This is a genomic window from uncultured Pseudosulfitobacter sp. (genome assembly GCF_963976325.1).
GTDB lineage: Bacteria > Pseudomonadota > Alphaproteobacteria > Rhodobacterales > Rhodobacteraceae > Pseudosulfitobacter.
Map to the genome: position 1 here is coordinate 35,973 of NZ_CAXBJW010000002.1, position 23,275 is coordinate 59,247.

A 23,275-nucleotide genomic window follows, 5' to 3' on the forward strand; every position below is an offset into this window, starting at 1 on the left:
ACTATCGTATCCGATTTGGAGACCGTCGCTCTACCAGCTGAGCTATACCCCTACGCGATCGTTGCGTGATTACGCGGCACGCGGGCGCATTGCAAGTGTGTTTTGACCACAAACTCCAAGGATCGTCATCGCGGCGCCCGTGCGTGCATCACGGCCAGCCCCACCAGCAACAGCGCCGCACCGCTGGTCACGGTACGCAGCGTGTTCCAAAGCTGCCATGGCCCCGAATAGGCGGCCCAGATCGCGCCTGCCTGATCCGACGGCAGTGTAACCTGTGCCAGCGCCTGATTCATCGGCACGTTGACCGACATCGTCGCCAGCACCGACGCCACCGCACAGACCAAAGCCGCCGCCAGAATCACCCCTGCCCTGCGGTGCCCCGTGGCAAAGGCCAGCACCAGGGTCAGTACCAATACCAACGGCGTGCCGAAAAAGCTGACAGCAAAGACGCCGTTGCGCACCGACGCGTTCATCGCCTGCATTGCAGCAATTGCGACCTCGGGCGGGGCGGCATCCAGCCCCCACATGGTCGAACAGACCCAGGCGTAGAAAAAGCCAAAGATGGCGCCAGCCTCAAGCAGGCTGAGGATCAGAAAGGTGCGAAAGACAAATGGCATCGAAAAACTCCTTTGGTGCAATAGGTCGTTATACGCAGCCCCCGCAGCCTTCCGTCGCCTAGCCGCGCAATGCGGCCAAATCGGCCCCGCATATCGCCGCCTCGTGCGCCAGAACCCGGTAAATGGGCCAGTCCCACCAAGCAATCTCAAGCAGCGCCGCGATTGTATCGGCGTCAAAGCGCATCCTGACGACGCGCGCCGGATTGCCGCTGACAATGGCGTAATCGGGCACCTGCCCTGACACCACCGCACCAGCACCCACGATCACGCCCGACCCGATCCTTGCCCCCGGCAGGATGCGCGCGCCCTGTCCGATCCAGACGTCATGCCCGATCACCGTATCCGGCCCGGCCCCCGGCATTGACGGACGACCCGCCATGTCACCCCCGCCGAAGATCGCAAAGGGAAAGGACGAGAACCCGTCATAGCGGTGATTGGCCGAGGCGGTGATAAACTGCGCCCCGTCCGCGACCTGGCAGAATTTGCCGATGTGCAACGCCTCGGGCGAGAAGTCGTAAAGATAAGGGGCCAGATGCGCGGCCCAATCATCGGGCGGCACATGGGCGCTGGCATAGCTGTAGTCGCCCACGGTGATGCGCGGGTGTGACAGCGCGGGTCGCAGGAACACCGTACCAAGGTGCGGCGTGCCGTCGGGCAACAAGACGGGATGGATTTGGGTCGGGTCTGCAAAGGAACGTGTCATGCGGATTATGTGCCAGCATCTGTGCCGATTGTCATCAGCGACAGACGCACCCAGCCCTTTGGTGCGGCACGCGCCGGTTTTGCTGGTCATCCCTTTGGAACCCCAAGCGGCCTCTTCGTGTTGTCTCGCTGAATACAACGCACACCCCCAACAGGAGATCACCATGACCATCAACAATCTTAAAGATGTATACTTCGACCAACTGCAAGACCTGCACAGCGCCTGCACGCAGTCCATGGAAGCCACCACCGATCTGGGCCGTGCCGCCAAGGACGAAGAGTTGAGCAAAGCCCTGATTGCCGGCGTGAACGGCATTTCCGAAGGTCTGGACGTGCTGAAAACCATCTGCGCCACGCACGACCTGGACCCCAAGGGCGAGCATTGCAAAGGCATGGAGGGTCTGGCAACCGAAGCCCGTGCCCACGGCATCAAAGCTGACATCTCGGACGATGACGCGCGCGACGCTGTGATCATCACGCAATATCAGCGGATGGTGCACTATGCGCTGGCCGGATACGGCAGCGTCGTCGCCTTTGCCAACCGTCTGGGTCTGGATGATGACGCGGCCAAGCTGCAAAAGCTGTTGGACGAAACATATGATGGCGACCGCCACATGACAGCGATTGCGACCGGTGGCGTGAACAAAGCCGCCGCCTGAACCGCCCCGAATTCCCCCAAAAAGGCCAGCCTATGCGCTGGCCTTTTTTTTGCGCCCCTAATAAGGCCCCTGTGACTTGGCCGTCTCTCCGACCTTGCGCGTGCCGGTCAGCTTCATCATCGGCTCGGCCAGCCGACCGGCAGCGCCGGTCCACGCATAGGCCAGCAGACAGGGATCCAGCTCGCCCGTGGTGATCCGGTGTTCGTCGCCCGAACGGTTCAGGATCAGCGACCCCGGCGCATAGACGGCGGTGTCGTTCTCGGACCACGCGCCGGACACCGAGATATAGCTTTCCTCGATCTCCTGGTGGCTGTGCTGCGGATATGTCGTGGCGGGCGCAAACAGGACGAATCCCAGGATCAGCCCATCAGACTGCACCGGCCCCTTCGGCCCCAGAACCTCGCAGTACGCATATTTCTGCGCCAGCGCCTTGGGCAGTTTCTCGTATCCATATTCCCACGTCAGATCGCCGCGCACCTCGCGCAGCGCCCGCGCCATGCCTTGCATCGCGGACCGCTCGCCCAGATCCAGCGCACGGGCGAAATGGGCGGTCACCGGCTTTACCTCGTGCGGGCGCGGCAGCACCACCGGGTTCGAAACGACACAGGCCGACAACCTGTCACGCACCCGTTTGCGGTGGCTGCGGATCGACGGGCTGCCACCGGCAGAACCGTTGCGATACAGCACATCGAACTCGCGCAGAAGGTAGGTCCAGTTCGGGCAGTCGCGCAGCCGCAGGTCGGCGGGGGCGGGCGTGTCGGTCATGGGCTGCGGTCCTTTTGTGCGGTGGCATTCCCCCCACCAACACCTGTTTGCATCCCACGCGCACGACAGCTTGCGCCCTTGGGCAGTACATCCGCGACACCAAATGCAAAAAGGCCGCAGCGGGTGCTGCGGCCTTTTCTATTGCGGCGTCATGCAGGCGCGTGGCCCGCAAAACGGCTTACTCGACGATTTTCGACACCACGCCGGCGCCGACGGTGCGGCCACCTTCACGGATCGCAAAGCGCAGGCCTTGCTCCATGGCGATCGGTGCGATCAGTTCAACGTCGAACTTCAGGTTGTCGCCGGGCATAACCATTTCGGTGCCTTCGGGCAGGTTCACGGTGCCGGTCACGTCTGTGGTCCGGAAGTAGAACTGCGGACGGTAGTTCGCGAAGAACGGCGTGTGACGGCCACCCTCATCCTTGGTCAGGATATAGGCTTCGGCTTCGAACTTGGTGTGCGGGTTCACCGAACCGGGTTTGCACAGAACCTGACCACGCTCAACGCCTTCACGGTCCACACCGCGCAGCAGGGCGCCGATGTTGTCACCAGCTTCACCACGATCCAGCAGTTTGCGGAACATTTCCACGCCTGTGCAGGTCGTTTTCTTGGTGTCGCGGATGCCGACGATTTCGATGTCGTCGCCAACGTTGATCACGCCACGCTCGATACGGCCGGTCACAACTGTACCACGGCCCGAGATCGAGAACACGTCTTCGACGGGCATCAGGAACGGCTGGTCCACGGCACGCTCGGGTGTCGGGATGTATTCGTCAACAGCGGCCATCAGTTTCTTGATCGACTCTTCGCCGATCTCGGGGTCGCGGCCTTCCATTGCGGCCAGGGCCGAGCCGGGGATGATCGGAATGTCGTCGCCGGGGTACTCGTACGAGGACAGCAGCTCGCGGATTTCCATTTCCACCAGTTCCAGCAGTTCTTCGTCGTCCACCTGGTCCACTTTGTTCATGTAGACAACCATGTAGGGAATGCCCACCTGGCGGCCCAGCAGGATGTGCTCGCGCGTTTGCGGCATCGGGCCGTCGGCTGCGTTCACAACCAGGATCGCGCCGTCCATCTGGGCGGCACCGGTGATCATGTTCTTGACGTAGTCGGCGTGGCCGGGGCAGTCGACGTGCGCATAGTGGCGCGCTTCGGTTTCATATTCGACGTGGGCGGTCGAAATGGTGATGCCGCGGGCTTTTTCTTCGGGCGCGCCGTCGATCTGGTCGTACGCGCGGAAGTCACCAAAGTATTTGGTGATCGCAGCCGTCAGCGTGGTTTTGCCGTGGTCAACGTGGCCGATTGTGCCGATGTTAACGTGCGGTTTGTTACGTTCAAACTTTGCCTTACCCATGAGAGGCGCCCTTTTTGTTGGTGGAATCCTTGCGGACCCAAATGCGTTCCGCGCGGCATGTATTGCTATTGCGCAGGAAAATCAAGCGGTCTTCGCCGTTTTGGTGGCCGTTCGATACCCGGCGAAGACGCAGCCAAGAGGCATCGCGCGGCTTATTCTGCGGCGACAACCGCTGCCGGCGTGGTCGTCGCAGGCGCGTCGGCCACCGCAGCATCGGGGCGGCCCGACCCTGTTGTGACGAACCAGCCTTCTTCCTTCATCTGCTTGACCAGATAGCGTTCGATCGCTTTGGCCGCGTTCTCGGACAACTGTTCCAGTTGCTCCTCGGCAGACAGCGTATAGCCAGATCCGACAACAGTGCCTGTGCCAAAGGTTTCAAGCACGGTGATCGTGTGCGGCTTGTCCGTCAGCTTTTTGCCCGCCGCATCGTCCCAGACCGTCAGGTTCAGGATCAGGATCGACTTGGGCGACAACAACACCGGCACGCCCGGTGCCGCCAGAACATACCCTTCGACAGACACGCCAAAGTGATAGTTGCTGTCGCCTTCGTAGCGATCGAACCGCTGGGCAATGGCCTTTTGCACGGCCGTGGTCAGTTGCTCTTCGGTGGCATCGCGGCTGAGCGGGCCCTTTTGTGCCTTGGGCGCCACAACGACGTTGTGCATCAGGTTGAAGTTGCCCAGTGGCACAGGTTTGTCGTTAATATCATTGGCGCCGCCACAGGCTGTCAGCAGGCCCATCACGCACATCATCATCACAAGCCGCAGCATTGCAGTCCCCCCAAAAGGATTGTTCGGGCAAAGGCCTAGCCGATGAACGCCAAAGGCGCAATTGGCCGCAGCCGATTGCAGCCCGGGCAGATGCACTTATATCATGGTGCAACAAGGAGAGCATGATGCCCGACACGGTTCTGCCACAAGCCACCCACAGCCCTCTGCCCGTCCGCGTGCCGCTGGTGACCGAGCCGTGGGGCCTGTTGAAAAGCCTGCAAGAGGCGCGGCGCAACGTGCTGTCGATCATCCCCGAGATTGCGACGACACAGCCAATGGTGTCCGGCAAGACCGGCAAGCGCTGGCACATGGTGATGGACCCCGCCGCCATACGCGAAATGTTGCTGGACCGGCTGGACCAGTACCCCAAATCGCTGGTCACCAAGAACCTGCTGAAACCCGCCATCGGAGAATCGCTGTTCATCGCCGAAGGCGCGCATTGGCGCTGGCAACGGCGCACCGCGGCCCCGGTGTTCTCGCACCGCAACGTCTCGGCGCTGGCGCCGATCATGTCTGACGCGGCAGAGCGGGCTTGCGACAGGATCGCGGCGGCAGGGCCGCGTGCGGTCAACCTGCTGGACGAGATGGTGACGACAACCTTTGACGTGATCGCCGACGTGACCTTTTCAGGTGGCGACACATTTGACCGCGACGGCGTGCACGGGGCCATCGACGACTATATCGCCGAGGCAGGCAAGATTTCACTGTTCGACATACTTGGCTTTCCCGACTGGATCCCGCGCCCCGGCCGGGTGATGTCGGGCAAGGCCCTGAAAGAGATGAAAGCCGTTGCAGACAAGGCCATCGAAGACCGCGCCGCGCGGGGCACAAGCGCGGTGCCCGACCTGCTGGATTTGCTGCTGGCGGGCGAAGACCCCAAGTCGGGGCGCACCATGTCCACCGCCGAGCTGCGCGACAATCTGCTGACCTTTATCGTGGCCGGCCACGAGACCACAGCGCTGACACTGGCGTGGTCGATGTATCTGGTGGCCTTTGATCAGGACGTGCAGGACCGCGCCCGCGCCGAAGTGCAAACGGTGTTGCAGGGCCGCGCGGCAGGGGCCGATGACGTGGCCAACCTGCCCTATATTCGCCAGATCGTAGACGAGGCCCTGCGCCTTTACCCGCCTGCGGGGATCGTGTCGCGCACCGCGCTGAAAAAGGACACGCTGGGCGGGCGCGAGATACTGCCGGGCGACACGGTGATGATCCCGATCTATGCGCTGGGTCGGTCCAAGCTGCTGTGGGAAGACGCCGATGCCTTCCGGCCCGAACGCTTTGCCGACCGCAAGGCGATTGACCGCTATGCCTATCTGCCCTTTGGCGACGGGCCGCGCATCTGCATCGGGGCGTCATTCGCGCTGCAAGAAGCGGTGATCATCCTTGCGACCCTGCTGTCGCGGTTCCGGTTCAAGCCCGTGGCAGGGCGCGATCCTGAACCGGTGATGATCCTGACCTTGCGCCCCGAGGGCGGCGTCTGGCTGACGGCCGAGCCGGTTTAGGGGGCGCTGCCCCCGGCCTGCGGCCGCCCCCGGAGTTTAACCGGCAAGATGAAGCGTGATCAGTCGCAGATGGATTGCAGGGCCGCGAATTCGGCTGGTGTCAGCAGCGGCTGCGTCGGTCCTTGGGTCGCGGCAAAAGCGCGGGCAGCATCGGCGCGGGCGGCGGTTTGCGGGTGGCTGGACATATAGACTGGAAGATCTGGCATTATGCTTTCGATTTCGGCCAGGCTGTCAAAGAAATCGGCAAAGCCTTCGGTCGTGACTTGGGCATTGTCCAGCATGGTCAGCGCGTAGGTGTCTGCCTTGGCCTCGGCGTCGCGGGTGTAGCTGGAGTTCAGCATCCATTCGGCCATGGCCACGGCAACGGTGCCGCCTGCGAAATCGCCCAGCACAAGCCCCAACAGCCCTGCCGACCCGGCGGCACGCAGCGCGCCGCGCGTGCTGTCGCGGTGTTCGACGTGGGCGATTTCATGGGCCAGAACCGCACCGACCGCCTCGGGCGTGTCGGCGGCCTTTAGCAGGCCGCGCACCACGACGATCTGCCCGCCGGGCGCGGCGAAGGCGTTGACCATATCGTGGTCCATCACCGAAACATTCAGATCATATTCCACGCCGGTCGCGTCGGTCAGCCGGTTGGTGAGCTTTTCCAAGGCCGCATCGCCCGCAGGGGACGAACAGACCAGCCCGCCTGCCTCGGTCGCGCCAAGGACGCGTTCCATCTGCCGGACCATGGATTTGCCCCAGGCCACTTCGCTGTCGATGGGGATGATCATGGCCAGGGTGCCGGCCATCGCAGGCACGATCACAAAGATCATCAGCGCCAGCGCCCCCACCGCCAGCCCCAGCCGCGTCACAACGCGCCTGGTCGTGCCGCGCGGCACCTCGCGGCGTTTCAGGTCAGGACACAGCCGCGTGATGTCGCGTACCATCTGCGGATCGGACACCGTCAGACGGGCGGTGGCGATCAGGGCGCTGTCATAGGAATGATCGGCACGCAGGCTAAGCACCAATTGATCGGTGCGGGCCTGATCCCTTAGCGCACGCAAGGCGCTGAGCGGCCAGCGTTGCACCCCGTCCGGCAGGTCGGGATGCAACAGGATCAGCACCTGCGCGGCCACGTCCAGCGTCAGGTCCACGTCAAGCCGCAGACCTGTTTCGCCGTCGAAATACCGCGCAGGCACCTCCATTCAGATGGCCCCGCCAATGTCCAGCGCGTCGGCAAAGCCTTCGGCGTCGGCACCGGGGTCGGCGGCGCGTTGCTTGACGTGATCAAGATGCGGGGCGTTGGCCACGACCACGCAACTCACCACATGCGCGATGATCCGCTGTGTGATCATCACCAGCGACAGGCCACCCAAGGCCAGGATCAGCGCCACGTAAAGGACCGCGATCGCGATGCTGCTCACAAGGGCGCTGGCCGCGTTAAAGTCACTAGGATCAGCATAACCGCCAAAGATCGCGCCCACACCGCCAAAGCTCAGCCCCAACGAGGCCATCAGGATCAACCCCATCAGCAAAAGGCCAACGATGATCGCACCGATAATCGCCAGAATGCCGGTCAGCACGATGCCAATCACGCGCCCGGTGCGTGCGCCCGAATCAAAGGTCACCGCGCCGTCCAGCATTTTCGCGCGGGTCAGTACGTTGAACGCGTAGATACGGTAATAGACGCCGCCCACGATCAGCCAGATGTAGCCCACAAGAGCCGAAACGCCTGCCAACAGCGGAGCCTCGATCATGATGGCCAGCACAAAGCCGATCACAATGACCAGCACCGCGAACAGCACATGTTTCAGCCCCGGATACAGCGATTGCCAGCGGCCGGTCTGTTCGAACTTGGCGTCGCCATACCACGTGCGGTCGGTCATGTATTTCTCAAGCCAGAAGGTCTGGCGTGGCAGCAGTATCCCCAGGGTGATGACGCTGAGAAACCCATGCCCCAGCGCCCGCCAGACATAGCCCCATGCGCCGTTGTCCATGCCAAAACGCAGCCCCCGCCAGCGGGTGCGCGCGGTTTTGTAGCGGCGTGCGCGATAGGTGGCGAACAGCAGCAGCGGCAGCACCGCCAGCAGGGTGATATAAATCGCCCCAACCTGCGCCAGCGCCTCGATTTCATTGCGTGGCTCGGTGAACAGGTTCAGACCGAAGTACAGCAGCGCCATCTGGACGATGCCCAGATAGATCGCCAGCACCACGATTGCGAAAAGAAAGCCCAACAGCTTTTCCAGACCGGTGCCGGTGTATTCAAAGCTGTCGCCGTCGCCTGCGGTCGCAGACCAGATGTATTTACGCAACCGGGTCTTGGCCCAGAAACGATAGATGCCCAGTGTAATCAAAGTCAAAAATGCGGTTTTGAAATAGAGCGAGAACAAAGGCCCCGCTTTGCCATGATACTGGCCGTGTATGGTTGCACTCATTTTATCTGTCCTTCGTGAAAACGTAACGTGTTGTCTGCGCATGTTGTCTGCGCATTTCCGTCCGCCGCTCTAACAATAATACGGCCTACGGTTGCAAGAATATCTTTAGTTGAATCGGTTGTCGCGTGGAAATCCGCGGGGCGCCATGCGGCCCGTGCCGGCGCGTTTGCCGCGCCATTCGTCCAGCTCCAGTTCCGTGCGCGTACGCCCTGCCGGGTCCAGCCACGTCAGGCCGTCCGCAAGGGTAAAGGTGGTGGCATCAGACAGGCCGCCATCCTTGTATTTCTGCAAACGCACGCCCTTGCCGCGGCCCATTTCGGGCAGTTCGTCCAGATCGAACACCAGAACCTTGCGGTTCTCGCCCACGACGGCCACGGCATCGCCGGTCACACGTTTGCAGACCAACGCCGAAACCTCGCCACGCACGTTCAGCACCTGTTTCCCGCTGCGGGTCTGGGCGATCACGTCGTTTTCGGGCACGACAAAACCGTCACCGGCGGTCGAGGCGACCAGCAGGCGCGCCTCGGGCTGGTGAATGAACAGGTCCACAATCTGTGCCTCGTTCGGCAGATCGACCATCAGACGCAGGGGTTCGCCCATGCCGCGCCCACCGGGCAGGTTGGCAGCGGACAGCGTATAGAACCGCCCGTTCGATCCGAACACCAGCAACCGGTCGGTGGTTTCCGCATGGAATACAAAACGCGGACCATCGCCGTCCTTGAACTTCAGCTCGCGGTTCAGGTCGATGTGGCCGGTCATGGCACGGATCCAGCCCATCTGGCTGCACACCACGGTGATCGGCTCGCGGTCGATCATCGCTTCCAGCGGCACATCCTCGACCTGTCCGGCCTCGGCAAATGTGGTGCGGCGTGCGCCCGCGTTCGGTGTGTCGCCAATCGACCAGTCCTTGCCGAACTGCTTTTTGGTTTCTTTCAACTGGGCGCTGATCGCGTCCCATTGCAGGTGCGGATTTTCCAGCAAATCCTCAAGCCCCGCACGCTCTTCCATCAATGCGGACTGCTCGCGCAGCAACTCCAGCTCTTCCAGACGGCGCAAGCTGCGCAGGCGCATGTTCAGGATCGCGTCGGCCTGCACCTCGGTCAGCGACTCCTCGGTCGCGGGCGGCGGTGTCTGGTAATCTTTTTCGTCCATCGCCCGCACATGTTCGCGGCCCCAGTCCTCGCGCATCAGCGCGGCCTTGGGTTCGTCGTCATAGCGGATGATGTCGATCACGCGGTCCAGGTTCAGGAAGGCAACGATAAACCCTTCCAACACCTCAAGCCGGTGGTCGATCTTTTCCATGCGGTGGCGGCTGCGCCGTTCCAGCACTTCGCGGCGGAAATCAAGGAAGGCACGCAGCACTTCCTTCATCGAGCAGACCTTGGGCGTGACGCCGTCGATCAGCACGTTCATGTTCATCGAGAACCGCACTTCCAGATCGGAATTGCGGTACAGCATCCCCATCAGCACGTCGGGATCGACGTTCTTCGAACGCGGTTCCAGCACCAGCCGTATATCATCGGCGCTTTCGTCGCGCACGTCGCCCAGGATCGGAACCTTCTTGGTCTGGATGACCTCGGCCAGCTTTTCGATCAGCTTGGATTTCTGCACCTGATAGGGAATCTCGGTGACAACGATCTGCCATTGCCCACGGCCCAGGTCCTCGACCTCGTAGCGGCAGCGCAGGCGAAAGCCGCCTTTGCCCGTGCGGTAGTTTTCAGCGATGCTTTCGGGTGGCTCGACGATAATCCCGCCGGTGGGGAAATCGGGGCCTTTGACGAAATTCAGCAGCGTGTCGTCGCGCGCATCGGGCACCTTGATCAGATGCAGACAGGCATCGCACAGCTCGGCGATGTTGTGCGGCGGGATGTTGGTGGCCATCCCCACAGCGATCCCGGACGACCCGTTGGCCAGCAGGTTGGGGAATTGCGCGGGCAGCACGACCGGTTCGGTCAGCGTGCCGTCGTAGTTGTCGCGGAAATCAACGGCGTTTTCGTTCAGCCCGTCCAGCAGTGCCTCGGCCACGGCGGTCATGCGCGCCTCGGTATAGCGGCTGGCAGCGGGGTTGTCGCCGTCGATGTTGCCAAAGTTGCCCTGACCGTCGACCAGCGGGTAGCGGACGTTGAAGTCCTGCGCCAGACGCGCCATCGCGTCATAGATCGCGGCATCGCCGTGCGGGTGATAGTTCCCCATCACGTCGCCCGAGATCTTGGCCGACTTGCGGAAGCCACCCTTGGACGACAGGCGCAATTCGCGCATCGCATACAGGATGCGGCGGTGCACCGGTTTCAGACCATCACGGGCATCAGGCAGCGCGCGGTGCATGATCGTGGACAGCGCATAGGTCAGATAACGATCCCCCAGCGCGCGGCGCAGGGGCTCGGACAGGTCCATGTTGGGCGGCTGGATAATATCTGACATAGGGGGTGTGTAGCTATCTGCCCCAAACGGAACAAGAGGGCAAAACACCTGAACTTTATTGGGGAACAACTTCGCCGGTAGTGGCGTTGCTTTTTCAACACGGCGATGGATGCGGGGAACAATGGCTTGGTTTTCTCACTGCGCGTCCTGCGGCCGCCTGATAAGTTCAACTCACCCGCGCTAAAGCTGCCGCGTCTGCCGGGTTTCCTTGGGGGATTTTGGAATGTTTCGTTTTATTGTTTTGACGTTTTTATTTTTGGGTGTGGTCTTTTTCGAAATGAGCGGGGGGGCCGATTTCGACGGCGAAGTGCTGCGCATGTCGCGCCTTGATCCGGTTGAGCCAAATCCGATTGCACCCGATGCGCCCAAGACATTGTTGGCAGGCGTGAAATCCCAGAATATCGACACGGCTGAAGTGTCACGCGTCGCCCTGAACCTGACCACGACACGCAATGTAGACGCCCCGTCAAAGACGCTGCCAACCGCAGCCGTCGCCAGCCCTGCGGTCGCCAGCCCTGCCAAATTCGGTGGCGCGACACTTAGCACCGCATCGCTGGACACCAACAGCATCGTCATCCCCAGCCTGATCCCCGCCGCCCAGCCTGCCGTGCAGGTGTCTCAGGACGCACTGCCCGAAAATGACATCTTGCCTGATGAAGATGCCAGCGCGCTTGATGTCCGCGCGGTGTCCGGCAACCGCGTGAACGTGCGCGGCGGTCCCGGCACAAGCTTCGGTGTGGTCGACAGCCTGACACGCGGCGTCGAGGTCGAGATTTTGCAAGACCCCGGCAACGGTTGGGTGAAACTGCGCCCGATGGACGGCGGCCCCGAAGGGTGGATGGCCGACTTTTTGCTGACCAGCGGCTGATTGCCAAACGCACGACAGCGTGACACACCTGCCCGCATGAATTTGCGGGCAGTTTTTATATGAAAACCATTCTGATCACCGGATGTTCGTCGGGCATCGGTTATGCAGCGGCCCATGGCCTGCGCGCACGCGGATGGCGCGTCTTTGCGGCCTGTCGCCAGTCCAAGGATTGCGCCCGGCTGCAAGCCGAGGGGTTCGACAGCCCGCGCATCGACTACGCCGACGAGGACAGCATCGCCAGCGGGCTGGCCGAAGTGCTTGAGGCGACAGGCGGCACGCTGGATGCGCTGTTCAACAACGGCGCCCACGCCTGCCCCGGCGCCGTTGAAGACCTGCCCACCGACGCCCTGCGCGCTATTTTCGAGGCGAATTTCTTTGGCTGGCACACGCTGACCCGCGCCGTGGTGCCGGTGATGCGCGCCCAAGGGCACGGGCGGATTGTGCAATGTTCGTCCATTCTGGGGTTCATCACCCTGCCCATGCGCGGTGCCTACAACGCCAGCAAACACGCGCTCGAAGGTCTGAGCAGCACCATGCGCATCGAAATGCGTGGCACCGGCGTGCACGTTTGCCTGATCGAACCCGGCCCCGTCACCAGCCGGTTTCGCATCAACGCGGTGGAACATTTCGAACGCTGGATCGACTGGAAGGCATCGGCCCGCGCCACGCAGTACGAAACCGAACTGCGCAAACGGCTGTACGCGCAGGACAGCGGCCCCGACAGTTTTGAACTGCCACCCGAGGCCGTGGTGAAAAAGCTGATCCATGCCATCGAAAGCCGCCGCCCCCGTCCCCGCTATTTCGTGACCGTCCCCACGCATTTCATGGGGGTGATGCGCCGCATACTGCCGACCCGCGCGCTGGACTGGTTGCTGACGCGCGTCTAATTGGCGCAAGACGAATTGGCGAAACAGGTTCGCTTTCGGCGCGCGGGCCGCTACATCTGATGTCGAAGACGCAATAAGGAAACGGGCATGACCTCTGATCCAATGTTCATCTTGATCCTGCTGGCCTGTGCGGCGGTCGTTCTGGTGCTGGTCACTGGATTGGGCGGCTTTGCCAAAGGCGATGGCTGGGCGTCCAAAAATGCGAACAAACTGATGCGGATGCGGATCATCGCGCAATTTATCGCCGTGGTGCTGATCGTGATCGCCGTGCTGTGGCGTCAGTCAGGGGGCTGAAATGGTTGTACTGAACAAGATTTATACCCGCACCGGCGACAAGGGCGAAACCGCCTTGGGCGACGGCACGCGCGTGGTCAAACACGCCGCACGGGTCAACGCCTATGGCACCTCGGACGAGTTGAACGCCTTTGTCGGTGTCGCGCGGCTTGAGGCAACTGGCGAAACCGATGCGGCCCTCGCGCGCATCCAGAACGACCTGTTCGATCTGGGCGCCGACCTGTGCCGCCCCGATATGGAAGCAGACGCCGCGGCCGAATACCCGCCCCTGCGCATGATCGACGCGCAGGTGAAGCGGCTGGAAGAAGAGATCGACGTGATGAACGCCGAACTTGAGCCGCTGCGCAGCTTCGTGCTGCCGGGCGGTGCCGCGCTGGCCGCGCATCTGCACGTGTGCCGCACCGTATCGCGCCGCGCGGAACGGCTGGCGGTGGAACTTGCCACGTTGGAACAGGTTAATCCGGCAGCGGTGAAATACCTGAACCGGCTAAGCGACTGGTTCTTTGTCGCCTCGCGGATCGCCAACAATGGCGGCAAAGACGACGTTCTGTGGGTGCCCGGCGCCAACCGCTAGGCATTCAAACCGGGCGGGCAAGGCCGAAACGCGGCGTCGCCAGCCCATATTGTGACGATTTTACCCTGTTTCCCCAACGCGGGCTTGGGTAAACCGTTCGGAATGAATTGTTGGCTTGCCATCTGGTGAGTCGAATTTTGTCAAGGAAGGAACGCTCATGAAGGTGCTGGTGCCTGTCAAACGCGTGATCGACTATAACGTGAAAGTTCGTGTGAAAGCGGACGGATCGGGTGTTGATCTTGCAAACGTAAAAATGTCGATGAACCCGTTCGACGAGATTGCCGTAGAACAGGCAATCCGTTTGAAAGAGGCCGGTCAGGCAGAAGAAATCGTTGCGGTGTCCATTGGTGTCAAACAAGCGCAGGAAACCCTGCGCACAGCTTTGGCCATGGGCGCGGACCGTGCGATTCTGGTGATCGCGGCGGACGACGTACACCAAGACATCGAACCGCTGACCGTCGCCAAAATCCTGAAGGCGATCGTCGACGAAGAGCAGCCCGGCCTTGTGCTGTGCGGCAAACAGGCGATCGACAACGACATGAACGCCACCGGCCAGATGCTGTCGGCCCTGCTGGGCTGGAGCCAGGCGACATTCGCCTCGGAAGTCGAGATTGCGGGCGACAAAGCCAAGGTCACGCGCGAAGTTGACGGCGGTCTGCAAACCATCGAAGTCAACATGCCGACCGTCATCTCGGTCGACCTGCGCCTGAACGAGCCGCGCTATGCGTCGCTGCCCAACATCATGAAAGCCAAGAAAAAGCCGCTGGATGAGAAAACAGCAGCCGATTACGGCGTTGATACGGCGCTGCACCTGGAAGTGGTCAGCACGAAAGAGCCCGAAGCCCGCGCGGCTGGCGAAATCGTGGCAGACGTGGACGCACTGGTTGCGAAACTCAAAGAAAAGGGAGTGGTGTAATGGCTGTTCTGCTTCTTGCTGAAGTCAACAACGGCGAACTGGCGATGGACGCCACCGCCAAGGCTGTCACCGCCGCCAAGGCGCTGGGTGATGTGACCGTTCTGTGCGCGGGCGGCTCTGCTGCTGCGGCAGGCGACGCGGCTGCGAAAATCGACGGCGTGGCCAAGGTGCTGGTCGCCGAGGATGCAACGCTGGGCCACCGTCTGGCGGAATCCACGGCCGCGTTGATCGTGTCGTTGGCCGATGACTACGAACACATCGTCGCCCCCGCCACCACCGACGCAAAAAACGTGATGCCCCGCGTTGCGGCGCTGCTGGACGTGATGATCATTTCCGACGCTTCCGGCGTTGTCGATGGCGACACGTTCGAACGCCCGATCTACGCAGGCAACGCGATCCAGACCGTGAAGTCGAAAGACGCGAAAAAGGTCATCACCTTCCGCACATCGACATTCGATGCGGCCGGTGAAGGGGGTTCCGCTTCGGTCGAAACCGTGTCGGCAGCCGCTGATCCCGGTCTGTCGTCCTGGGTCGAAGACAAGGTTGCCGCCAGCGACCGCCCCGAACTGACATCGGCCGGTGTGGTTGTGTCCGGTGGCCGTGGTGTCGGCTCGGAAGAAGACTTCAAGCTGATCGAACAATTGGCCGACAAACTGGGCGCCGCCGTCGGCGCGTCACGTGCGGCTGTGGACAGCGGCTATGCCCCGAACGACTGGCAGGTTGGCCAGACGGGCAAGGTTGTCGCCCCCGAACTGTATGTCGCCGTCGGCATCTCGGGCGCGATCCAGCACCTTGCAGGCATGAAAGACAGCAAGATCATCGTCGCGATCAACAAGGACGAAGAGGCGCCGATCTTTCAGGTGGCCGATTACGGTCTGGTCGCCGACCTGTTCACCGCTGTGCCGGAACTGATCGAAAAACTGTAATCCGTCACAGGATCACGAACGAAAGGCCCGCCCGTAACGGCGGGCCTTTTTGCTCTCAGGTGTCGGCGCAGGCCGCCTGACCCACCAGCTTGCGCAGCACCGGTGCCAGGGCCGCTGCTGCCTCTTGATGGGCAACCGGGCCCAGCATGGTTTCCGCCGCCGGCCGTTCAAGTTCGGAAAACACCATGCCTTCGGTGCCCTGCTCGCGGGCGTATTCCGACGGCAGCACTTCGACAATCTCGGTCACATCGCTGCGCAGCGTCTCGATCATCTCGCGGGTGATGAACCACGGATCGCGGGCCATCCCGTTGTCGCGGTTGTCCGGGTCAGCCTCGCCGAACCACAGCAACACGGTCCGCCCGGTGATCCGGCCCAGCAAATGACGCATCCGCGCGACCCAGGCGCTTTGCAGTTCCTCGCGAACCGTGCGGAACCGCTCGGGCGACACCGTGTTCAGATGCGTCAGCATATGTTTGGTAAAGTTGAACTCGGCAAAGTCCACATCGCGGAAAATAGCCTCAAGCAGACCGGACGGTTTCAGGAAACGGTCGTTGCGGCGCGGATGGACCGAATAGAACCGGTTGGACATATTCTGCGCGCTTAGCACCTGCATCACGGTTACCTTGGCCCCTGCCCCGATTTCGGTCAGATGCGCGTCGGATGCAAACACCTCGATTCCCGCGTTGGTGCAGCCAAGATTGACGCACGGCATCCCCAGCTTTTTCTCAAGCAGGTCGGGGAACGGCTCGGCCACGAATTTACCATAGGTTTCCGTGCCGCCGAAAAACGCGATATACGGTTTCTTCAAAGACTTCCGTGGCCCGCGAAACAACACTTTGGATGTGCCATACCGGCACGGAAGATAGTCAAGGGACCCTTGGCCCACAGCATCATAGGTCATTACACCCACCTCACAATTTCACCCAACGGTGGGTATAGCGCGCAGGTCCTTAGAAATTGCTAACGGGGTCTGACCAAACGCAGGGCCGTTCACACCTTGCAGCCAGACGGATGGCGCGGATATGGTGCGCTAACAAATAAGGGGCATCGCATGGACATCAAAACAGTCGGAATCGTGGGCGCGGGTCAAATGGGCAACGGGATTGCCCATGTGATGGCGCTGGCAGGCTATGACGTGACCATGACAGACATCAGCGAGGACGCGTTGCAAGCAGCCGTCAAGCTGATCGACGGCAACATGGAACGGCAGGTCAGCCGCGAGAAGATCACCGCCGAGGCCAAGGCCGACGCGATGGCGCGAATCACCACCACGGTGACGCTGACCGATCTGGGCCCCAGCGATCTGATCATCGAAGCGGCCACCGAACGCGAAACCGTCAAACAGGCGATTTTCGAGGATCTGCTGCCACATCTGAAACCGCACACGATCCTGACATCCAACACCTCGTCGATCTCGATCACCCGTCTGGCCAGCCGCACGGACCGGCCCGAGAAATTCATGGGCTTTCACTTCATGAACCCCGTGCCGGTGATGCAACTGGTCGAATTGATCCGTGGCATTGCCACCGACGCCGAAACCTATGATGCGTGCAAAAAGGTGGTGGACAAGCTGGGCAAAACAGCGGCCAGCGCCGAAGATTTCCCCGCCTTCATCGTCAACCGCATCCTGATGCCGATGATCAACGAGGCGGTCTATACCCTGTACGAAGGCGTGGGCAACGTGCAGTCGATCGACAGCTCGATGAAGCTGGGCGCGAACCACCCCATGGGGCCGCTGGAGCTGGCGGATTTCATCGGTCTGGACACCTGCCTGGCCATCATGAACGTGCTGCACGACGGGCTGGCCGATACGAAATACCGCCCCTGCCCGCTGTTGACCAAATATGTCGAGGCCGGATGGCTGGGCCGCAAGACCCAGCGTGGGTTCTATGATTATCGCGGCGAGACACCTGTTCCAACGCGCTAGGACGCTATTTGAAAATGCTCTGGGCTGGGGGCGCTGCCCCCGGCGCTTGGCGCCTGTCCCGGAGTTTCTCATAGCGTTTCGGGAAAACCTTAAATCACCCTTAAATCACACGGCATCACTTTTCGCGTTTGAGCCGAAGGCGAAAGGCAGCGAACAAGTGATTCAGGTATTTCCCGAAACGCTTTGGCAAAGTGAAAAGCGCTGTCAGCCCTTGAGGTTCAGCGTGTGCTCGCGCAGCCACGCCATAAAGCCGCGCGGATCATCGGCCCAGGCTTTGACATCTTCCTGCGGGATCGGATCGCCAACGATGGGGCCTTGCGGCTTGTTCAGCGAATAAACGATTTCGTGCAGCAACAGGCCCTGACGCAGCATCGGCGACAGTTTGTTGGCGATCTGATAGGCGCGGCTGTTCTGACCGGGGAACTTCATCGGCACGACCGTGGCGCCCGAACGACGGATCAGGGCAGCGGTGAAAACGTTCCATTCAGCCTCGACCGCCGGGCCAAAATAGGTTTCCGACGCCGCGACCTGTCCGGACGGGAACAGCGCCACAACGCCGCCCTCTTTCAGGTGCTTCATCGCCTTGGCGCGCATCTCGACGCCCTTGCGCTGCGCGTCGGGGTCATGCGGGAACGGCACCGGGATCATATAGCTGCCCGCCACCTCGTCGATGGCGGTCAGCAACGAGCGGGTCAGAATGCGGTAATCCGGGCGCACGCGGCCGATCAGATCGCCAAAGATCATCCCATCAACCATGCCGTGCGGGTGATTGGCCACAACGATCACCGGTCCCTCTTTGGGGATACGGTCCAGTTGCACCTGCGGCGTGGTCAGCTGGATGCCCATGACATCCAGACAGGCGCGCCAAAAAGCCTGCCCTTGCGGGGCACCCTGACGCTCGAACTTGCGGATCAGACGCAGGATCGTCAGCTTGCCGGTGAACGCTTCCATGACGCGGATGAACGACGCTTTCCACGGGTCGTCAAAGGTCGAGGCGTAGGACAGGCTGCGACGGTCGTATTTGGTAAACGTAACCGTTTCGCCTTGTGCCTGCGTCAAGCCTTGTGCGCCCTGCGAGCTGTCAACCACGTCTGTGTCACCCTTTGTCATGCTGTCAGGTCCGAGATCGCCGATGTCTCAGGCGCCTTCGCCGAACTTGTCAGCGACCAGTGCCGTCAGCGCCTCGGCCAGTGCCTCGGCATCCGGTCCAGAGGTTTCAACGTCAATAAAGGTTCCTTTGGAGGCTGCCAACATCAAAAGCCCCATGATACTGTCGCCCGAGGCCGACATGCCGTCCTTGGCCACTTCGGCCTGGGCGTCAAAAGCTTCGACGACTTCGACCAGTTTGGCCGAGGCACGGGCGTGCAGGCCCTTTTCGTTGACGATCTTCAAAGTGCATTTGGTCATACGTGGTTCGGGCTTTCTGCGCTGACGTTCTGGCTGTCGATATATTTTTTGCCAGCGTCCAGTGCTGCACGTACTGCATCGCCAACGGGTTTGTGACGGCTTTTGGCGAGTTTGATCAACATCGGCAAGTTCGCGCCGTAAAGTATGCGGCGCCCCTGCGGCTGGCAGGCCAGCAGCGACAGGTTCGAGGGCGAGCCGCCATAAAGATCGGTGACCACGACAACTCCGTCGCCGTCATCAACTTCATCGGCAGCGATGCAAATTTCGGACTGTTTCTCCGCGCGGTCATGGTTGGCCTCGATCGCGATGGCGCGGACGCCCGATTGCGATCCGACAACATGTTCGATGGCAGCGAGATACTCTCGTGCCAGTCCACCATGCGCCACAATCACAATTCCGATCACTCTGCTCCGTCCTTTTTCCGGCGGTCCAATTCGCGATGCCTAATTGACACTTGCCAGCCTGCCTTCGCAAGGGCCACTGCGCAGGTTTCCGCTATGGCAACCGACCTATGTTGCCCGCCGGTACATCCAAATGCGATCGACAGATGCGATTTTCCCTCTTCCGCGAAGGCAGGCAACAACCATAACGCGAGATCGGTGGTCTTGGCGACAAACTCCGCATAGCGCGAATCTGTGGCGATATGGTCCTGAACCGCCTTTTCGGTCCCATTGGCCGCCCGCAACGACGGTTCCCAGTACGGGTTTTTCAGGAACCGGCAATCAAACACCATATCGACGCTGCGCGGCAGGCCGCGTTTGTAGGAAAAGCTTTCGACCGACACCGACAAATGCCCCTGATCGCCCGGCGCGAACCATTCTTCGACCGCAGCGCGCAACTGGTGAACGTTCAACTGCGATGTGTCGATCAGGATGTCGGCCCGCGCCCGCAAGGGCCCCAGCATCTCCAGCTCGCGGGCAATGCCCGCTTCGGGCCGGTCACCATCGGCCAGCGGGTGCCTGCGGCGGGTTTCGGAAAAGCGGCGCAACAGCACATCGGTGTCACAATCAAGATACAGCAGTTCGGGCACCAACCCGGGCACGGCGGCGATCTGGCCGATGGCGTCCATCACCGCATTGACGGAAAAGTCGCGGGTGCGCGGGTCGATCCCCAAAGCGAGTGGCCGCGTGCTGGACGGATCGTCCAGCAAGGGCCGGATCAGACGCAATGGCATGTTGTCGATCACCTCGAACCCCAGATCCTCAAGCACGCGGATTGCACTGGACCGTCCGGCGCCCGAAGGTCCGGTGATCAGAACAAGGCGTCTATGTGTGGGTTCGGTCTGGGTCATATCTTTGCGCTTCCGGCTTTAAGATATTGCATGATCGCCGCGGGCCAAGCTGGAGTATCGCACTTGTGAAGGCAAGGCAGCGTCAGATCTAACAGGCTGTGACCGTGCGCCGCAGGCAGGCGTTGTGTTTCGGTCTGGTCCAGATCAATCACCACCGACACCGGGACAGGCCCGGCACAAGTCGCATTCAGAATGCCGACGCCGCGTGCCTCGATCAGGCCGCGCAGGGTGTCGGGGACATCTGCAACGATGTGGCTGCCATCACGCTGCACCACGGTGCGGTCGTCCGCGACCAGCACCGCCCCCAGCGCCATCAATTGCAGCGCAAGCGACGATTTCCCCGCCCCCGAAGCGCCAAGGATCAGGGCTGCGCGCCCATCCACGGCCACTGCCGTTGCATGAAGCGTGGCCGTGGCCGCACCGGACGGCATATCAAACCGGCAGACCCACGACGAAACGGGCGCCCAGCGGGTCGCTGGTGATGTCGGCATCGGTGGGGCGGATGTTCTCGGCCCAGATCACGCCGCCATGTGCTTCGACGATCTGTTTTGAAATGGCCAGACCAAGGCCCGAGTTGTTGCCAAAATGCTCTTCGGGACGCTGGGAATAGAAACGTTTAAAGATCTTGGACAGCGCCTGATCGGGGATGCCGGGGCCCGTGTCCTCGACCACGACCAGCACACGGTTTTCCTTTTTGCGGGCCCAGACGCGGATCGCGTCGCCGTCCTCGCAAAAGGAAATCGCGTTGGTGATCAGGTTTACGAACACCTGCGCCAGCCGCGCCTCAAGCCCGTGGACCAGCAGGGGCTGTGCAGGCAGGTTGGTGATGAAATCAATGCCCTTCGATTTGGCGTCCTCGCCCAGGTACTGGCTTAGGTTGCCCAGCATCTTGAGCAGGTCAAAGGGTTCTTCCTCTTCCTTGACCAGTTCGGAATCCAGCCGCGACGCGTTCGAGATGTCGCTGACCAGCCGGTCCAGACGGCGCACGTCATGGTCGATCACATCCAGCAGCTTTTCGCGCTGGTCCTCGCGTTTGATCAGCCGCAGCGTGCCCACGGCAGAGCGCAGCGACGCCAGCGGGTTCTTGATCTCGTGGGCCACGTCGGCGGCAAACTGTTCGTTGCCGTCGATGCGGTTGTAAAGGGCGGCGATCATGCCGCGCAGGGCACCGGACAATCGGCCGATTTCATCGGGCCGCGCGGTCAGATCGGGAATGCGGATGCGTCCGGGATTGACCTTGCGCTGGTTGCGGTCGCGGCCCAATTCGGCAGCGGCGGCCAGATCGGCCAGCGGATTGGCGATGGTCGACGCCAGAACCAGGCTGAGACCCACAGACACCAACGTGGCAATCACGAACATCTGCAACACCCGCTCGCGTTCGCCGCGCACCAGCTTGTCGATCTCGCCCGCGGCGGACGTAATGCCGACCACGCCAACGGTGGTCGATCCCTGAACAATGGGCGTAACGACGCTGAACAGCGTGCCGCCCGCGGTATCAAGGCTGTCTTGCACCTGTGTGCCGCCGGTCAGGCTGCCGGGCACCATCGTGCGCAATTGTTCTTCGACACTGGGCGCCTCAGCGACGGTGTCCGAGGCAAAGGGTGACGACAGCTTGGACCACAGCCAGCTTAGTCCGTCGGTCAGAATGGTCCGGCTTGCGCCGCCGGGTTGCTGGCCCATCGACTGATTTGCCGCACCTTCGATGCTGGACACCAATGCGCCTGTCGGATCGAACACCAGAACCTCGATGCCGCTGCGCAGGTCCAGCCCTTGCAGGGTGGTCGCCACATCAACACCGTCACCGGTCGCCAGATTGACCGGCGCGCCCGCAGGCAGTTGCGCCTCGATCACGTCGGCAATCAGCTCTGCCTCGCTGACCATCGACGTGGCGCGCTGCACGGCAAGGCTGTCGCGCGAGGAATTCAAATACAGGATACCCGCGACCAGCACATTCAACGCGATCAGGTTGAATGTGATGATCTTGCGTGTCAGCGGCGACGCACGCAGCGAAAACAGCCCGCGGCGTTCACGCTTGGCCCGGATTTCATTTCCGGTTTCCGAACGGTCGGGCGCGACCCAGTCGTCGCCCAGCACAACGTCACCGTCACGTGATGGAGGTGGGGCCATATCCCGCACGAAGTTCCTTTCCGCCAGAGCCATTTGCGCGCATCACTCTTCGTTGTATCGATAGCCGATCCCGTACAGCGTCTCAATCGCCGAAAAGGAATCGTCCGCCGTCCGCATCTTCTTGCGCAGACGTTTGATGTGGCTGTCGATGGTGCGATCATCCACGTAAACCTGATCGTCATAGGCCACGTCCATCAACTGGTCGCGCGACTTGACGAACCCGGGCCGTTGGGCCAGCGCCTGCAACAGCAGGAACTCGGTCACGGTCAGGGACACATCGTTGCCCTTCCAGCTAACCGAATGGCGCAGCGGGTCCATACGCAGATCGCCGCGCTCCATCACCTTGGTGTCTTCCGTGTCGCCCACTTCATCCGTGGCAACCGCATCCTGGCGACGCAGCAGGGCACGAATGCGTTCGACCAGCAAACGCTGGCTGAAGGGTTTCTTGACGTAGTCATCGGCGCCCATGCGCAGGCCCAGCACTTCGTCAATCTCGTCGTCTTTTGATGTCAGGAAAATGACCGGCATCGACGTCTTTTGACGCAGTCGCTGCAACAGGTCCATCCCGTCCATGCGGGGCATCTTGATGTCCAGAACCGCCATATCCGGCAGCCCCTTGTTAAAGGCGTCAAGCGCCGCCTGCCCGTCATTATATGTCTCAACCTCAAAGCCTTCAGCCTCGAGCGTCATCGAAACGGATGTCAGAATGTTCCTGTCATCGTCCACCAATGCAATCTTTGACATTGCCTGTACCCTTTTTGCTGCTCAATATTGTTTTTTGTCCATACATCCAGATTTTATTGGGTCGAATCAATCTTTAAGTGCGAATCACTCCCCCCTAATGCCCTAAT

At 61.4% G+C, this 23,275-nt stretch carries 25 protein-coding genes; 9 read left to right on the forward strand and 16 right to left on the reverse strand.

The features are described 5' to 3' along the window. Window positions 1-125: 125 nt before the first annotated feature. Complete coding sequence (locus AAC077_RS07215) at window positions 126-617, reverse strand: anthrone oxygenase family protein (protein WP_339768063.1); 492 nt, start codon at window positions 615-617, stop codon at window positions 126-128. Between the two features lie 58 nt (window positions 618-675). Beyond that, entirely contained in the window at window positions 676-1,320 is a 645-nt protein-coding gene (locus AAC077_RS07220; RefSeq protein WP_339768065.1) for a CatB-related O-acetyltransferase, read from the reverse strand. 163 nt (window positions 1,321-1,483) lie between these two features. On the opposite strand from AAC077_RS07220, the gene AAC077_RS07225 reads away from it, so the two are divergent. Continuing rightward, window positions 1,484-1,978, forward strand: a complete 495-nt coding sequence (locus tag AAC077_RS07225; RefSeq protein WP_339768067.1) for a DUF892 family protein — start codon at window positions 1,484-1,486, stop codon at window positions 1,976-1,978. Window positions 1,979-2,035: 57 nt separating this feature from the next. Here the strand turns inward: AAC077_RS07225 and AAC077_RS07230 are convergent, their stop codons facing one another. From AAC077_RS07230 to AAC077_RS07240, 3 genes are all read right to left on the reverse strand, one after another. Beyond that, on the reverse strand, window positions 2,036-2,743 hold the full coding sequence (locus AAC077_RS07230; RefSeq protein ID WP_339768069.1) for a dimethylsulfonioproprionate lyase family protein: 708 nt from the start codon (window positions 2,741-2,743) through the stop codon (window positions 2,036-2,038). Window positions 2,744-2,921: 178 nt separating this feature from the next. Further along, on the reverse strand, window positions 2,922-4,097 hold the full coding sequence (tuf, locus tag AAC077_RS07235) for an elongation factor Tu (protein WP_339768071.1): 1,176 nt from the start codon (window positions 4,095-4,097) through the stop codon (window positions 2,922-2,924). A 152-nt stretch (window positions 4,098-4,249) separates the two neighbouring features. Continuing rightward, window positions 4,250-4,867, reverse strand: coding sequence for a hypothetical protein (locus tag AAC077_RS07240; protein ID WP_339768073.1), 618 nt, complete (start codon window positions 4,865-4,867; stop codon window positions 4,250-4,252). Window positions 4,868-4,992: 125 nt separating this feature from the next. On the opposite strand from AAC077_RS07240, the gene AAC077_RS07245 reads away from it, so the two are divergent. Beyond that, window positions 4,993-6,369 carry a cytochrome P450 gene (locus AAC077_RS07245; protein ID WP_339768075.1) on the forward strand — a complete coding sequence of 459 codons (1,377 nt, stop codon included), beginning with the start codon at window positions 4,993-4,995 and terminating at the stop codon, window positions 6,367-6,369. Between the two features lie 59 nt (window positions 6,370-6,428). Here AAC077_RS07245 and AAC077_RS07250 read toward each other — a convergent pair whose 3' ends face one another. From AAC077_RS07250 to parC, 3 genes are all read right to left on the reverse strand, one after another. Next, entirely contained in the window at window positions 6,429-7,556 is a 1,128-nt protein-coding gene (locus AAC077_RS07250) for a M48 family metallopeptidase (RefSeq protein WP_339768077.1), read from the reverse strand. After that, window positions 7,557-8,786, reverse strand: coding sequence for a DUF898 family protein (locus AAC077_RS07255; RefSeq protein ID WP_339768079.1), 1,230 nt, complete (start codon window positions 8,784-8,786; stop codon window positions 7,557-7,559). 105 nt (window positions 8,787-8,891) lie between these two features. Beyond that, window positions 8,892-11,207: a DNA topoisomerase IV subunit A gene (gene parC, locus AAC077_RS07260; RefSeq protein ID WP_339768081.1), complete on the reverse strand. Its 2,316-nt coding sequence runs from the start codon at window positions 11,205-11,207 to the stop codon at window positions 8,892-8,894. A 277-nt stretch (window positions 11,208-11,484) separates the two neighbouring features. On the opposite strand from parC, the gene AAC077_RS07265 reads away from it, so the two are divergent. The 6 genes from AAC077_RS07265 to AAC077_RS07290 all read left to right on the forward strand — a co-directional run bounded on the left by AAC077_RS07265 (window position 11,485) and on the right by AAC077_RS07290 (window position 15,672). Further along, window positions 11,485-12,075 carry an SH3 domain-containing protein gene (locus tag AAC077_RS07265; protein ID WP_339768082.1) on the forward strand — a complete coding sequence of 197 codons (591 nt, stop codon included), beginning with the start codon at window positions 11,485-11,487 and terminating at the stop codon, window positions 12,073-12,075. A gap of 59 nt (window positions 12,076-12,134) precedes the next feature. Beyond that, window positions 12,135-12,962, forward strand: a complete 828-nt coding sequence (locus AAC077_RS07270; RefSeq protein WP_339768083.1) for an SDR family oxidoreductase — start codon at window positions 12,135-12,137, stop codon at window positions 12,960-12,962. Between the two features lie 87 nt (window positions 12,963-13,049). Beyond that, the gene (locus tag AAC077_RS07275) at window positions 13,050-13,256 is read left to right on the forward strand and encodes a twin transmembrane helix small protein (protein WP_339768085.1); all 207 of its coding nucleotides are present in this window, start codon (window positions 13,050-13,052) and stop codon (window positions 13,254-13,256) included. Window position 13,257: 1 nt separating this feature from the next. Further along, complete coding sequence (locus AAC077_RS07280; RefSeq protein ID WP_339768087.1) at window positions 13,258-13,830, forward strand: cob(I)yrinic acid a,c-diamide adenosyltransferase; 573 nt, start codon at window positions 13,258-13,260, stop codon at window positions 13,828-13,830. A gap of 157 nt (window positions 13,831-13,987) precedes the next feature. Then, entirely contained in the window at window positions 13,988-14,746 is a 759-nt protein-coding gene (locus AAC077_RS07285) for an electron transfer flavoprotein subunit beta/FixA family protein (RefSeq protein ID WP_339768089.1), read from the forward strand. After that, the gene (locus AAC077_RS07290; protein WP_339768091.1) at window positions 14,746-15,672 is read left to right on the forward strand and encodes an FAD-binding protein; all 927 of its coding nucleotides are present in this window, start codon (window positions 14,746-14,748) and stop codon (window positions 15,670-15,672) included. The genes AAC077_RS07285 and AAC077_RS07290 overlap by 1 nt, the downstream gene beginning before the upstream one ends. 55 nt (window positions 15,673-15,727) lie before the next feature. On the opposite strand, the gene AAC077_RS07295 is transcribed toward AAC077_RS07290, so the two are convergent. After that, on the reverse strand, window positions 15,728-16,573 hold the full coding sequence (locus AAC077_RS07295; protein WP_339768093.1) for a DUF6473 family protein: 846 nt from the start codon (window positions 16,571-16,573) through the stop codon (window positions 15,728-15,730). Between the two features lie 150 nt (window positions 16,574-16,723). On the opposite strand from AAC077_RS07295, the gene AAC077_RS07300 reads away from it, so the two are divergent. Then, window positions 16,724-17,599 carry a 3-hydroxybutyryl-CoA dehydrogenase gene (locus AAC077_RS07300; protein ID WP_339768095.1) on the forward strand — a complete coding sequence of 292 codons (876 nt, stop codon included), beginning with the start codon at window positions 16,724-16,726 and terminating at the stop codon, window positions 17,597-17,599. Between the two features lie 204 nt (window positions 17,600-17,803). On the opposite strand, the gene AAC077_RS07305 is transcribed toward AAC077_RS07300, so the two are convergent. Genes AAC077_RS07305 through AAC077_RS07335 form a run of 7 tightly spaced genes read right to left on the reverse strand, consistent with a single transcriptional unit; the run spans window position 17,804 to window position 23,168 of the window. Further along, window positions 17,804-18,688 carry a lysophospholipid acyltransferase family protein gene (locus AAC077_RS07305; RefSeq protein WP_339769464.1) on the reverse strand — a complete coding sequence of 295 codons (885 nt, stop codon included), beginning with the start codon at window positions 18,686-18,688 and terminating at the stop codon, window positions 17,804-17,806. A gap of 48 nt (window positions 18,689-18,736) precedes the next feature. Next, a complete protein-coding gene (locus AAC077_RS07310) occupies window positions 18,737-19,006 on the reverse strand; it encodes an HPr family phosphocarrier protein (protein ID WP_089421220.1) in 270 nt (89 codons plus the stop codon). Continuing rightward, window positions 19,003-19,410 carry a PTS fructose transporter subunit IIA gene (locus tag AAC077_RS07315; RefSeq protein WP_339768098.1) on the reverse strand — a complete coding sequence of 136 codons (408 nt, stop codon included), beginning with the start codon at window positions 19,408-19,410 and terminating at the stop codon, window positions 19,003-19,005. The genes AAC077_RS07310 and AAC077_RS07315 overlap by 4 nt, the downstream gene beginning before the upstream one ends. Next, window positions 19,407-20,297, reverse strand: a complete 891-nt coding sequence (gene rapZ, locus AAC077_RS07320; protein WP_339768100.1) for an RNase adapter RapZ — start codon at window positions 20,295-20,297, stop codon at window positions 19,407-19,409. Before rapZ ends, AAC077_RS07315 begins: the two co-directional genes overlap by 4 nt. Next, window positions 20,294-20,680 carry a serine kinase gene (locus AAC077_RS07325; protein ID WP_339768102.1) on the reverse strand — a complete coding sequence of 129 codons (387 nt, stop codon included), beginning with the start codon at window positions 20,678-20,680 and terminating at the stop codon, window positions 20,294-20,296. Before AAC077_RS07325 ends, rapZ begins: the two co-directional genes overlap by 4 nt. 49 nt (window positions 20,681-20,729) lie before the next feature. Further along, window positions 20,730-22,424, reverse strand: coding sequence for a sensor histidine kinase (locus tag AAC077_RS07330; RefSeq protein WP_339768104.1), 1,695 nt, complete (start codon window positions 22,422-22,424; stop codon window positions 20,730-20,732). Window positions 22,425-22,466: 42 nt separating this feature from the next. Then, the gene (locus tag AAC077_RS07335; protein ID WP_028957212.1) at window positions 22,467-23,168 is read right to left on the reverse strand and encodes a response regulator transcription factor; all 702 of its coding nucleotides are present in this window, start codon (window positions 23,166-23,168) and stop codon (window positions 22,467-22,469) included. Window positions 23,169-23,275: the final 107 nt, after the last annotated feature.